Origin of the sequence: Halostella limicola (assembly GCF_003675875.1) — an archaeon.
In the GTDB taxonomy this organism is placed as follows: Archaea; Halobacteriota; Halobacteria; order Halobacteriales; family Natronoarchaeaceae; genus Halostella; species Halostella limicola.
Genome location: NZ_RCDI01000002.1, coordinates 1,063,770 through 1,076,643, shown reverse-complemented (window position 1 = coordinate 1,076,643; position 12,874 = coordinate 1,063,770). Strand labels below are relative to the sequence as shown.

Genomic DNA, 12,874 nt, shown 5'->3' with positions numbered 1-12,874 from the left:
GCCAAGGCAACGAGGCGTTCAGCCCGCGAGCACTAACAGACCAACGCCACACACTCATCGCACTGTACCCACAGAACGGGTCCAGGCGTCAACTGGATTGCACGTACACCACGGCTTCATGCCACCGACACTGGTTTGGATCGCGGTTCGATTCCGCGAGTCGGCGTTAAGGCGGCCATCGCGGCGGGGAAACACCCGTACCCATCCCGAACACGGACGTTAAGCCCGCCAGCGTTCCGGCGAGTACTGGAGTGGGCGACCCTCTGGGAAATCCGGTTCGCCGCCTGCCATTCATACTTACACCCTCAGTAGCCACGCGTGGCTGCTGGGGTATTCGTCATTCATACGCGCAGCGACGGCGATCGTCGCTACTTCCGCTTTACTCGTGAGGTACCGACCGATCTCGTTCCTTGTTGTTTGGTAACATTGACCAATGCCTGCAGTAACGTTACGCTTCACGTTAGAGTTATGCCCTGGTGGCGGCAACCCCCGATTTGGGGTGGACCATGAGCGTAAGCTTACAGCGACTCGACCAGACCGAACTGTCGGAGCTGGCGACGACGTTCAAGAACGCGGGGATCGCCGGCGCGGGGGGAGCGGGGTTTCCGGCGCACGCGAAGTGGGAACGACTCGATGAAGTAGACTACCTTCTGGTGAACCACCAGGAAAGCGAACCGAACTACTACATCGACAAGTGGCTGGGACGCGAACGGGCGGATGAGTTCGGACGGCTGTTCGACGCGTTACTCGACCGCGCGTTCGACGCGATCGTGATCGGCGCGAAGGAGAAAGACCGAGACGGTTGGATGCGCCAACTCGAAGCCGCGACGGACGGGAGGGTGTACGGTCCCTCGGACCTGCCGTTAGACCCGGAAACGGAGTCAGGAGTAGTGTTCGCGTACACCGACGATCAGTACGAGTACGGGATGGAGAACGTCCTCCTGCGACTGGTCGCCGGTGTGGTGATGGGGGACGACCTGCCGATGGACCACGGATGGATCGTCCAGAACACGGAGACGCTCCACAACGTCTTCAAGACGCTTGAGAGGAACGAGCCGATGACGCACAAGTACGTCCACGTCGACGGAAACGTTCCGGACCACCGGTTCCTGAAGGTCCCGATAGGCACGCCGGCGTCGCACCTGCTCGCTGCCGCCGGCCGCGATCCGGACGATATCGGCGAGGACGAACTGCTCGCCGACGGGGGACCGGGCTGGTGTTTCGAGATCGAGGAGGATCCGTCCGCCTTCGGGACGAGCAAGCGGACGAACTGCCTGACCGTTCTGGACGCGGACGTCGTCGAGGAGAATACGCTCGGCGGTGGCCGTATCAACGTGCTGAACCCGATCGAGTGGAGCGCGGAGCACGAGACGGAACCGTCGACGCACGATCCGGACCGCGTACGGATCCCCATGATCACCAATTCGGATCTGGAGGGTATCGTGTCCCCGAGTCGGCCGGTCGTCGAGCCCGGCGACGAGGTGACCGCGGGCGAGATGATCGCCGTTCCGTCGGGCGGCGACATCGGGAACGCCCAGCATGCATCGATCGGCGGCGAAGTGACGGAAGTGAGCGACCGGCACGTCGAGATCACTCGACAGTCCGACCAGAGTGGGCGGACGCTTCCCGAAGCGGGGCGCACTATCTACTGGACCTGGTGCGTCGAATGCGGCGAGTACGTGGCGAGGCCGGAGCGCGAGCGCTTCACGTCCGGCACGAAGTACGTCTGCGAGAGCTGTCGGTGAGCCCGCGACGCTACGGCGTCGCGGCCATCATCACTTCGTCGATGTACTCGTCGCCGAGCTTGTAATGGTCCTCCCGGACGGCTTCGACCTTCCAGCCGTGGTCTTCGAGGAAGTCGATGGCGCGCTGGTTCGTCGACGGGACGCTCTGGTACAGCCGCTCGAAGCCGTTCTCGCTCGCCCAGTCGGTGGCACGGTCGAGCAGCTCCTCCCCGATCCCCTCGCCGCGGTACTCCTCGATGACGCCGACGGTCAGTTGGGCGGTGTGGTCGAGCTTCTCAAGTTCCGGCGCGTTGAGATGGACCCACCCGATCACCGCCTCGTCGACGGTGGCGACGAAGAACATCCGGGACTCGAGGCTGTTGTGCCGGAGCAGCACGTCCTGGTGGTCGAGTTCGTCGGCGACCGACTCCGCGACGATGTAGGTCTTCTCCGCGGCGACCTGCCTGATCGCCCCGACGATGCCCGTCAGGTCCGCCTGTCGAGCGGGCCGGATGGTGACGGTCGCGTCGTCCGCGCTGAACTCCTCGGCGTCGGCGTCGACCTCCAGCGCCGGTTCGAGCCTCCCTTCTTCCGTCTCGCGGAGGTATCCGTCCCGCTTCAGGACCGCGACGTGGTGACGGGCCGCCCGCTGCTGTTCGACCGTCCCGGTTACGATTCGGTCCTTGGGGAGACCGCCGTTACGTTCGATCTCCTCGAAGATCTGACGGCGGTCGTCGTGTTCGATCTTCAGCGGTTCGGAAAGCTTCATGGATGTTGGTACCACTTCACAAGGTATACTCCTTTCGGCGCACAATCGGCGCTGAAGAGAAGCGTTGACTGCTACCGTTCGACCGGCCGAAGATCGTCCGACCTGACCCAGGCGCTCGGGTTCTCCCGGTCGCAGATGACGGTGTCGCCGTCGTCCGAGTAACTGACGTACTGGTCGAGGTCGGGCCGGTCGGGCATCGAACGGTCGGTGGTCTCGGCGATAGGTTCGTTCATTGATATTCGGTACCGCGGATCGCGCGGTTCTACCCGCATCGAACGCTGTGAGCGGTAAAGGCGCTGTGCTAAAGGAGTTCTAGTGTGGTATCATACCGCGGCACTACCTACCAAACAATGGCGAACCGGCAGAACGAAACGCTAGGCTTAAGCGGCGGACGCAGTTAGTACGAACTGCGCCAAGGTGGCAGAGTCCGGCCGAACGCAGCGGCCTGCAGAGCCGCCCACCGCCGGTTCAAATCCGGCCCTTGGCTTTCCTCGACTCCGACAGTAGCCTTCCCGAGAGGCGTCACCGTCCACGGGCGTTTCTCCGCGTCGGAACCGCGAAAGACCGTCAGCGGCGTGTGGCTACGCCGCGACGGAGGCGGTCGATTCGTTAGTGTCGGTCTCGTTGTCGGCCGCGTCGTTGAGGATGCCGCCGTCGGTCTCGGTGTCGTTCGACTCGTTGCCGTCGGCGGTAGCGGGCGCTTCCTCGTCGAGAGTGACGTTTGACTCGTTATCGGCGTCGCTCTCGGGGGTCTCTTCTTCGGCGAGGCCGTCGGTGTCGTTCTCGACGGGTTCCTCGTCGGTCGGTTCCTCCTCGTCGAGGACGCCGACGTCGGGTTCGACGGTGTACTCGACGGTCTCGCGGAGGACGGGTTCCGCGATCTCGTTACCGTCTGGGTGCACGAGCGTCACCTCGACGGTGGCGTTCGCGTCCAGTTCGGTGTCGAGTTCGACCGCCACGTCGGTGGCCGGCCCGGTGAGCGTCTCGGACTGGCCGAGCGTCGCGCCGGTCTCGTCGCGGACCTCGACGACGTACTCGTCGGCGAACGTCGTTCGGTCGACGGTGACGGCGCTCCCGTTCCCGGTCTGGTCCGTGACGGAGATCAGGCTGGGCGCGTCGACCGCCGGGTTACGCTGCGCGAACTGGTCGACGGGGTGGTCCTCGAACAGCCAGGCGTACAGGCCGTAGTGCGACTCCAGCTCGTCGGTGTGGCCCGGCAGCGGACCCCGGAACGTCTGGTTGAACAGCGCGGGCGGTTCGCCGGTCGTCTCCGGGCTGTACCACTCCGCGCCGAGCAGTTCGTACTCGCCGCTCTCGTTCACCGTGTACAGCAGGATCTCCGGTTCGCGCGGGTCGAGTTCGCCGTCGTCCAGGGCCGCGGTGTTCACGAACCGGATCCCGGTCGCGCCGGTCTCGTTGACGTCGAACTCGTGTGTGTCGACGTAGCCGTCGTCGCGGGCCGCCTGCACGTCCTCGTACTCGGCGAGCGCGTCAGTCGTCTCCGGCGTCACCGCCGCTTCGTAGGAGACGTTAGTGGCGTTCAGCTCCTCGTCGGTCTCCGCGTCGTGGACCGCGACGCGGACCGTCGAGTCCTCGCCGATAGCGGGGTCGAGCGACAGGTCGCCCGCGAACGTCTCGCCGGCGGCGAAGTCGGCCGTCTCGTTGTGGGTCGTCTCGTTCACGTGCACGTCGAGGTAGAACGCCGTGTCGGCGGACGCCTCCGCGACTGTGAGGTTCGTACCGTCACCCGTCTGGTTCTCGGCCGACAGCGTCACCGTCGCGTTCTCCTCCGCTGGCGTCACGTTGTAGGTGACGTTGGTGGCGTTCAGTTCCTCGTCGGTTTCGGCGTCGTGAATCGCGACCCGGACAGAGCTATTCTCCTCAAGTGCCGGGTCCAACGTCAGGTTGCCTTCGAAGGACTCGTTGGCCTCGAACGAGGCCGTCTCGTTGAGAGTGGTGTCGTTCTCGTGTACGTCGAGGTAGTAGTCTGCGCCGGCGGAGGCGTTCTCGACGGTCAGGTTGACGCCGTCACCGGTCTGGTTCTCGACCTCGAGCGTCGTCGAGACGTTCTCGTCTGGTGCCGTGACGTTCTCCTCAACGGGCGTCACGTTGTAGGTGATATTCGTCGCGTTCAGTTCCTCGTCGGTCTCGGCATCGTAGATCGCGACTCGGACCGTGCTGTTCTCCTCCAGCGGTGGGTCGAGCGTGAGGTTGCCCTCGAAGGACTCGTTCGCGTCGAGCGTCGCCGTCTCGTTGCGGGTCGTCTCGTTCACGCTGGCGTTGAGGTAGTAGTCGACGCCGGCGGAGGCGTTCTCGACGGAGAGGTTGACGCCGTCGCCGGTCTGGTTCTCGACCACGAGCGCGGACGAGACGTTCTCGGTGACGGTCGTCTCGTTGTCCGTCACGTTCGTCACGTTCTCCGCTGCGACGGTGACGAACGCGTCGTCGATGACCGCTGCGCCGGTCTCGTTGAGGTACGGCCCGTCGTCGCTGCCGTTCGAGGTCAGGAAGTCGTAGTCGCGGTCGTCGTCAGAGTCCTCGTGAGGCATCGCCACGAGGGTCTGGTTCTCCTCCAGCGCGGTGCGGTTCGTCTCCAGTCCCGCCACGTCGAACAACTCGACGCTGACGTTCTCGCTCGTCCCGGCGGGCAGGAACTCGGAGACGCCGATCACGCCGCCGACTTCGCCGGTCGCGGTCGTCTCGTGGATCGCGACGAAGGAACCGTTCGAGCTCTCGACCTCGTCGACGACGACGCTCGTCCCGTTCGAGGACTGGTCCTCGAAGGTGACGTTCGCCGTCGGGCGCTCCGCCTCTTCCTCGGCGGGCGTGACGTTGTAGGTGACGTTGGTGGCGTTCAGTTCCTCGTCAGTCTCAGCGTCGTGGATCGCGACTTCGACGGTCGCGTTCGCTTCGAGCGGCGGGTCGAGCGTGAGGTTGCCCTCGAACGATTCGTTCGCCGCGAAGTCGTCGGTCTCGTTGCGCGTCGTGTCGTTCGCGTGCACGTCGAGGTAGTAGTCGACGCTGGCGGAGGCGTTCTCGACGGTCAGATTCACGCCGTCGCCGGTCTGGTTCTCCACCTCGAGCGTGGACGAGACGTTCTCGGTGACGTTGTCAGTCACGTCCTCGGTGACGTTCGTCACGTCCTCGGTGACGTTCGTCACGTTGTAGGTGACGTTGGTGGCGTTCAGCACCTCGTCGGTCTCGGCGTCGACGAGGGCAACGCTGACGGTACCGTTCGCTTCGAGCGGCGGCTCGAGCGTGAGGTTGCCCTCGAAGGACTCGTTCGCCGCGAAGTCGTCGGTCTCGTTGTGAGTCGTTTCGTTCACGCTGGCGTTCAGGTAGAACGCCGTCCCGGCCGAGGCGTTCTCGACGGTCAGGTTGACGCCGTCGCCGGTCTGGTTCTCGACCTCGAGCGTGGACGAGACGTTCTCGGTGACGTTCGTCTCGTTGTCCGTCACGTTCTCGCTGACGACGGTGACGAACGCGTCGTCGGTGACCGGCGCGCCGGTCTCGTTGAGGTACGGCCCGTCGTCGCTGCCGTTCGAGGTCAGGAAGTCGTAGTCGCGGTCGTTATCCGAGTCCTCGTGGGGCATCGCGACGAGCGTCTGGCTCTCGTTCAGCCCGGTGCGGTTCGTCTCCAGCCCCGCCACGTCGAACAACTCGACGCTGACGTTCTCGTGGGGGCCGGACGGCAGGAACTCGGAGACGCCGATCACGTCGCCGACCTCCCCGTCGGCGGTCGTCTCGTGGATCGCGACGAAGGTGCCGTTCGAGCTCTCGACCTCGTCGACGACGACGCTCGTCCCGTTCGAACTCTGGTTCTCGAACGTCACGTTCGCCGTCGGGCGCTGTTCCTCGGCGGGCGTGACGTTGTAGGTGACGTTCGTCGCGTTCAGCTCCGCGTCGGTGTCGGCGTCGTGGACGGCGACCCGGACGGTGCCGTTCTCTTCGAGCGGCGGGTCGAGCGTGAGGTTGCCCTCGAAGGACTCGCCGGCGTCGAAGGCGTCAGTCACGTTGCGCGTGGTGTCGTTCGCGTGGACGTCGAGGTAGTAGTCGACGTTGGCGGAGGCGTTCTCGACGGTCAGGTTGACGCCGTCGCCGGTCTGGTCCTCGACGTCGAGCGTCGCGGTCGGTTCGGGCTCTTCCTCGACGACCGTGTACCGCAGTTCGCCCTCGACGAGCGCCTCGTCGGTGTCGGCGTCGCGGAGCGTCACGGTGACCGTGCTGTCCTCATCGAGCGGCGGGTCGAGCGTGAGAGCGCCGTCGAACGTCTCGTTCGCGTCGACGGTGGTCTCGTTCAGCGTCTCGCCGTCGGCGCTTGCCTCCACGACGAACTCGACGTTCGCGGTGGCCTCGTCGACGGAGAGGTTCGTCCCGTCGCCCTCTTGGTCCGAGAGGACGAGCGACGCGGTGACGACGCGCTCCTCCTGCTCGTCGTCGCGCTGGACCTCGTCGTCGACGGAGTCGCTCGCGTCGTCGGCGATCTGCTCGGGATCGGTCTCGCCCTCCTCCGCGGCCTCGCCGGCGGTCCGGTTCGCGACGCGTTGCACGACGATCTGGATCTGCTCGACGTTCACTTCCTGGCGCTGGGTCAGCGTCGCCCCGCCCCTCGCCGCGCCCTGCGCGGCGGACTGGATCTGGACGACGTTCGCCGTCTGGCTCTGTTCGAGCGCCCCGCTCGACGCGCCCTCGGCGATGATCTGGATCTGGACGACGTTGACGATCTGAACCTGGATCACCGACCCCTCCGCCGCGCCGCGCGCGGCGGCCTGGACCTGTTCGACGTTCACGACCTGCCGCTGGCCGGCGGTCCGGGCGGCGCCCTTCGCCGCGCCCTCCGCGGCGTGCTGGATCTGGACGACGTTAACCCGCTGGATCTGGACGATCGCCCCCTCGGCGCCGCCCTGCGCGGCGGCCTGGATCTGTCGGATGTCGGCGACCTGGTACTGCGATATCGACCCCTTCGCCGCGCCGAAGGCGGCCTCCTGGATCTGCGTCACGGTGGCGCGCTGGACCTGCCGCAGCGACCCCGCGCTCGCCCCGCGGGCGGCGGCCTGGATCTGCTCGACGCTCGCGTTCTGGCTCTGGACGAGTGCGCCGTGGGCCGCCCCGGTCGCCGCGGAGCGGACCTGCTTCACGTCGGCCGTCTCGTTCTGGCTGTAGGCCCCCTCGGCGGCGCCGCGGGCGGCGGCCTGGATCTGCTCGACGGTGACGTTCTGCGTCTGCTGCACCGTCGCGTTCTGGGCCTGGCCGGCGTCCGCGGTCTGCTCCTGCTCGACACTCACGTTCTGTGACTGGCGGAGCGTGACGTTCCGCGTGTGCGTGAGCGCGCCGTAGGCGGCGCCCTGCCCGGCCTCCTGGATCTGCGAGACGTTCGCCGTCTGCTGCTGGACGGCCATCGTCGTCGCGCCGTGCGCGCCGCCGCTCGCGGCGTATTGGAGCTGCTCGACGCTGGCGTTCTGGCTCCCGGCGACCGCGCCGTGGCCCGCGCCGTACGCCGCGCTCTGGAGCTGGACGAGCGAGGCGTTCTGCTGCTGGAGCGCGCCCTCGGTCGCCCCCTGCGCTATCGCCTGCGCCTGCGAGGCGTTGACGCGCTGGCCCTGGAGCATCGTCCCGTGGGCGGCCCCGCGGGCGGCGGCCTGGACCTGCGACGCGTTCACGGTCTGGCGCTGCTCCGCGGCTGCGACCGTCCCGTTGATGACCGCCTGGCGCTGCTCCTGTGTCACGTTCGCGCCCTGTTCCTGCGCGATCTCTATCCCGCGCTCGGCTCCCTGCTCGGCGGCCTCGGTGTAATTCTCCTCCTGTTCCTGGGTCAGCGACGGCGTCCCGTCCCCGGCGTCGGCGGCCGAGGCGGCGAGCCCGGGCGCCGCGAGGACGCTCACGACCATCGTCGCCGCGACGGCGACGACGAGCAGTCGCCGCGCCGCCTCGATAGACGGCCTCGTCATCGCGTCGCTTCTCCTGTGCGTACGTTCGTGTGCGATTCGGAAACAGGCATACCACCGTCAGGGTTACTCGTTCGGTCTATAAACGCGGGCTATCGTTCAGACCGGTTTTCTATCACCGTCCCCGGAGGAGCGCGAGTCACCGGCGGTTACCGCGGGACGGCGCCGGGGTATTCGTCCTACGTGACCTGATCTTTGTCCCAGAGGACGGCCGCCAGTAAGGTCGCCCCCGCGGCGCGTTCACCTCGGCTTTCCGCGCCGAGGGCGCTGGCGTTTCCGGCGAAAAGTAATCGTTTTACGGGGAGCGTACGACGGTGCGAATATGCAACGACGCGCAGCGGCGGTGTACATCGCGTTCTTCCTCGTGCTCGCTGCAGGGTCGTACGCGTTCATCGCGACGGCTCAGGGGCCGACGATATCGATCGACGACCCCGACCACGAGCTGGAGAACGGGTCCGAACTCACGCTCGGCGAACGGACGTACACGGCGACGAGCGTCGAAGCGTCCAGCGGCGGTGGCGGCGGCGGCCACGGCGGCGGCGGTGGCGGCGAGGAGACGCTCGAAGCCACGCTCACCTGGACGAACGACTCGGCCGTCTTCTCCGATACGTGGGAAGACAACAGCACGGTGACGCTCGGAGAGACGGACTACCACCTGTTCATCCAGAACGGGACCGACGTCTCCGAGGCGACGCTCCGGACCGTCCCCGGCAACGACTCCGGCGCGAACCTGACCTACGACGGGCAGGCCGAGCGCTGGTACGTCGTGCGCGAGGCCGACGACGGCACGCGCGAACTGACGCCGTACATGCAGGACGAGGAGTTCTCCAACGAGACGATCAGCGAGGGCCAGCAGATCGACTATCAGGGTAACCAGACCACCGTCGCGAACGTCTCCAACTCGAGTATCCTCCTCGAGTGGTCGGGCGAGCGCACCGAGGAGGTCTCCTTCGCCGACGGCGAGGTGTTCATCCTGAACTCCTCGCAGACCGAGGGCACGGAGTTCGTCGCGCACTTCCCCTCCGAGGATCGGGTCCTCCTCTCCTCCGACGTCGAGGGCTACGAGAGCCAGGTGGCGGAGCAGGACCACTTCCACGAGCGGATCAACGGCGTCTGGGGCATCGTCATCATCAGCAGCATCGCGACGGTGCTGCTGACCGCGCTCGCGTACCTCCCCCGGAAGGAGTAACCCGCGGTCGCGGTTTTCCGTTTTTCGCGCGCTACTCGGTAGTGACTACCGTGCGGTCCGCCGATTCTTAGCGGTCGTCGTGATCGCGAGATACACCGCCGAAAAGCGGGCCGGGAGGGAATTGAACCACCTCCACTTCGCTCCCTGCGGTCGCTCGCGCCGTCGTTCAATTCCTCCGGAGACGTTTCTCACCGCTCACTGTCGTTCGTGTGAGAAACGGGCCGGGAGGGAATTGAACCCCCGACCATCTGGTTAAAAGCCAGACGCTCTGCCTGACTGAGCTACCGGCCCACGTACCCAACGCTTCGCAGTAGAGTGGTTAAAGAGTTGCTGTTCCGTTCGGGCGGTCACGCCTATCAGTATCTTTTTGCCCGCACTCTTCGCCACCCGTATCCATGGACGAGTTCCTCGGCCCTCGGGAGGGCGACCTACGGGAGTTTCTGGACGAGTTACTGCGGTTCGACACGACCGACGGCGGCGAGGAACCTGCACAGGAGTGGCTTCGCGAGCGGTTCGAGGAGTGGGGGTTCGACACGTATCGGTGGACCGCCGACGCCGCGGAACTGGCTGAGCACCCGTCGTTCCCTGACGACCCGGCCGAGATATCGACGGCCGACCGCCCGTCGGTCGCCGGCGTCGTCGAGTTGGGCGACCCCGACGCCGGACCGACGCTGGTGCTGAACGGGCACGTCGACGTCGTGCCCGCGACGCGCTCCGCGTGGACGAGCGACCCGTTCGACCCGGTCTGGGACGGCGACCGAGTGACCGCCCGCGGGGCCGCGGACATGAAGGGCGGACTGGCGGCCTGCGTCTTCGCGGCGCGGCGGCTCGCCGACGCGGCGGACGTCGACGGCCGGGTTGTCGTCGAGAGCGTCGCCGGGGAGGAAGAAGGCGGGATCGGGGCGGCCGCGGCGGCGCTGTCGAACCCGTACCCCTTCGAGCGCGACGCGGCCGTCATCGCCGAACCGACGGAACTCGGGGTCGTCACGGCCGTCGAGGGGAGCGTGATGAAGCGTCTGCGTCTCAGCGGGCGGTCCGCTCACGCCGCGACGCGCTGGCACGGCGAGTCGGTGCTCCCCCACTTCGAGCAGATCCGCCGGGCGTTCGAGGAACTGGAAGCGGAGCGCGAAGCGCGGGTCGACCATCCGCTCTACGCGGAGTACCCGACCAAGTGGCCGGTCTGTTTCGGGACCGTCGAGGCGGGCAACTGGGTGTCGGCGGTACCGGACGAGCTCGTCGCCGAACTCCGGATCGGCGTCGCGCCCGGCGAGACCGTCGCCGAGGTGGAGGCGGAGTTCCAGAAGCGCCTCGACGCGGTCGTCGAGGACAGCGAGTGGCTCCGCGACCACCCGCCGACGTTCGAGCGGTTTTCGATACAGTTCGAGCCGGCCTCGGTCTCGCTCGACCATCCGGTCGTGGAGGCGGTCGGGGACGCGGCGACCGCTCGGGGCCTCGACGCGACGCCGCAGGGCGCGACGTACGGCGCCGACAGCCGGCACTATCAGGAAGCCGGGATCCCGACCGTCCTGTTCGGCCCGGGGAGCATCGAACAGGCGCACTTCCCCGACGAGTCTATCGACGTGGACGAGGTGGAGACGGCGAGCGCGGTTCTCGCCGACGCGGCGGAGCGGTTCTGCGGCCGGTGAGTACGGTACTCTGGCGACGGCGAAGCTTCCCGAACCGTCGCGTCTAGCGAGAGCGGCAAGCGATCAGAGGTACTCGTCGAGGGCGTCGGCGACGAGGGAGTCGGGGTCGGTGCTCTGGAGGGCGGCCTCGCGGCGGAGCCGCTGGTAGACGTCCGCCGGCAGCGACAGGGTGAGTTCGCCGACGGTGACCCCGTGGTCCGCGAGCGCCGTCTCGACGGGGGTGCCGCTGTTCACGTCGCTCGCGATGGTGCGGACCTCGCGGACGGTGAGGGCGTCGTCGAGGACGGCGAACGCGAGCAGGAAGCGAGCGTTGCCCGAGACGCGGGCGATGTGCTTCGCGGCGGTGGGCGCGATGTGGCCCATCGCCACGTGGCGTCGGATCGACTGCGGGAGGTCGTGGACGCGCGCCCACTTCCGGATGAACGCGACCGTCGCCTCGCCGCCGGCGCGCTCGGCGGCGGCCTTGTACGACCCCTCGCCACGGACGAGGGCGGCGCAGGCGGCCGCGCCCCGGAGCATGTACACGTTGTCCTCGCCGCCGACGGTGTTCTCGGCGAACGCCCGGACCGTCTCGGCGGCGTCCGCGAGGCTCTCCGGGTCGTCGGGGTCGAACTGGACGGCGTCGCGGGCGCGCTGGCCGGTGACCTCCGCGTCGCCGCGGACGACGGGTTGACCGACCGGCGACTCGCGGTCGATCGGCAGCGGCTCGCCGGCATCACTGTCGTCGGGGTCGTCCGACCGGTCTGCAGTCATCAGGCCTTGATTGGGGTGGAGCGGTGAAAAACCTCCGCTAGTCGTCGTCGCGCTGCTCCGAGAGGTGCTCCCAGATCTCGGTGCAGCCGGCACCCTCTTCGACGTCCGCCAGATGGTCGTCGACCTGCTCCTCCTCCTCGTCGGTGTCGTGGGTGGTAGTCGTCATCTGTGTTCCTCCGGGTCGGTCTCGTAAAGCTCGGGCGCGACGTCGGCGGACGTGTGCTGACGCCGTTCGGTGCGCCGGCGAGCGTCGTCGGTCATCACCAGTTCGTTGTGACGGTACCACCTTAAGAACGCTTCAACCCACAAGCCCTACCCTGACTCCCGCTTACCAGAAAAAATGGCCCCTTTCCCGGTCGCAGGCTGAGGCGGAGATCGCGTCGCAGTATGGCGGTTACCGTAGTAACGCGCGTCATCCGTCGGTAAGCGTTGCGACCGGCGACGGGCTAACGAGGCTGGGGCGAGAAAGGGCGGCGATGACGGTTCCCGTTCGCACGCTCGACGACGGGGCGTGGATCAGCGTCAACAACGCTCGCGCGGTCAGCAACAGCGACATCTGGCCGCTCGCGTCCTACGACTTCTGCGACTGCGACGTCGCCCACGTGCTCTGCGAGGCGTTCTACGACGTCTCTATCCATCGCGGCGTCGTGGCCGTCGGCGCGGTCGGCCAGTGCATCGGCTGCGGCGCGAAAGACACGATAGACGCGCTGCCGGTGGGGCGCGTCGTCGACGGCGAGTTCTACCAGTTCGAACCGGGGTCGTTCCAGGCGGTCAACGAACCCCGGTCGTGATATGCGAACCCACGTCAGGCAAGCATCTCCGGTAAGCGGGAGACGAGGGGAGTTCTG

Annotated in this window: 9 protein-coding genes, 2 tRNA genes and 1 rRNA gene; 6 read left to right on the top strand and 6 right to left on the bottom strand. The window is 67.0% G+C overall.

The window, feature by feature from the left end; all coding sequences use genetic code 11:
* Positions 1 to 167 precede the first annotated feature (167 nt).
* Positions 168 to 289, top strand: a 5S ribosomal RNA gene (rrf, locus tag D8670_RS13305).
* Positions 290 to 506: 217 nt separating this feature from the next.
* Entirely contained in the window at positions 507 to 1,745 is a 1,239-nt protein-coding gene (locus tag D8670_RS13300) for an NADH dehydrogenase subunit (protein ID WP_121818561.1), read from the top strand.
* 10 nt (positions 1,746 to 1,755) lie between these two features.
* On the opposite strand, the gene D8670_RS13295 is transcribed toward D8670_RS13300, so the two are convergent.
* Together D8670_RS13295 and D8670_RS20995 are read right to left on the bottom strand one after the other, a co-directional pair.
* Positions 1,756 to 2,493: a GNAT family N-acetyltransferase gene (locus tag D8670_RS13295; protein ID WP_121818560.1), complete on the bottom strand. Its 738-nt coding sequence runs from the start codon at positions 2,491 to 2,493 to the stop codon at positions 1,756 to 1,758.
* Between the two features lie 71 nt (positions 2,494 to 2,564).
* Positions 2,565 to 2,726, bottom strand: coding sequence for a DUF7331 family protein (locus D8670_RS20995; RefSeq protein WP_162994296.1), 162 nt, complete (start codon positions 2,724 to 2,726; stop codon positions 2,565 to 2,567).
* A 178-nt stretch (positions 2,727 to 2,904) separates the two neighbouring features.
* Between D8670_RS20995 and D8670_RS13290 the strand changes: the two genes are divergently transcribed.
* Positions 2,905 to 2,980 (top strand) — tRNA-Cys (locus D8670_RS13290).
* A gap of 94 nt (positions 2,981 to 3,074) precedes the next feature.
* Here D8670_RS13290 and D8670_RS13285 read toward each other — a convergent pair.
* Entirely contained in the window at positions 3,075 to 8,441 is a 5,367-nt protein-coding gene (locus tag D8670_RS13285; RefSeq protein ID WP_162994295.1) for a DUF7282 domain-containing protein, read from the bottom strand.
* A gap of 319 nt (positions 8,442 to 8,760) precedes the next feature.
* Here D8670_RS13285 and D8670_RS13275 point away from each other — a divergent pair, with 319 nt between their 5' ends.
* Positions 8,761 to 9,627, top strand: a complete 867-nt coding sequence (locus tag D8670_RS13275) for a hypothetical protein (protein WP_121818558.1) — start codon at positions 8,761 to 8,763, stop codon at positions 9,625 to 9,627.
* A 217-nt stretch (positions 9,628 to 9,844) separates the two neighbouring features.
* On the opposite strand, the gene D8670_RS13270 is transcribed toward D8670_RS13275, so the two are convergent.
* Positions 9,845 to 9,918, bottom strand: a tRNA-Lys gene (locus D8670_RS13270).
* 104 nt (positions 9,919 to 10,022) lie between these two features.
* On the opposite strand from D8670_RS13270, the gene D8670_RS13265 reads away from it, so the two are divergent.
* Positions 10,023 to 11,273, top strand: coding sequence for an ArgE/DapE family deacylase (locus D8670_RS13265; protein ID WP_121818557.1), 1,251 nt, complete (start codon positions 10,023 to 10,025; stop codon positions 11,271 to 11,273).
* A gap of 63 nt (positions 11,274 to 11,336) precedes the next feature.
* Here D8670_RS13265 and D8670_RS13260 read toward each other — a convergent pair whose 3' ends face one another.
* Both D8670_RS13260 and D8670_RS21655 read right to left on the bottom strand, forming a co-directional pair.
* Complete coding sequence (locus D8670_RS13260; protein WP_121818556.1) at positions 11,337 to 12,026, bottom strand: DUF7119 family protein; 690 nt, start codon at positions 12,024 to 12,026, stop codon at positions 11,337 to 11,339.
* Between the two features lie 37 nt (positions 12,027 to 12,063).
* A complete protein-coding gene (locus D8670_RS21655) occupies positions 12,064 to 12,192 on the bottom strand; it encodes a hypothetical protein (RefSeq protein WP_255459017.1) in 129 nt (42 codons plus the stop codon).
* Between the two features lie 310 nt (positions 12,193 to 12,502).
* Here D8670_RS21655 and D8670_RS13255 point away from each other — a divergent pair, with 310 nt between their 5' ends.
* Positions 12,503 to 12,817 (top strand): DUF8134 family protein, encoded by a 315-nt coding sequence (locus D8670_RS13255; protein WP_121818555.1) that lies wholly within the window; start codon positions 12,503 to 12,505, stop codon positions 12,815 to 12,817.
* Positions 12,818 to 12,874: the final 57 nt, after the last annotated feature.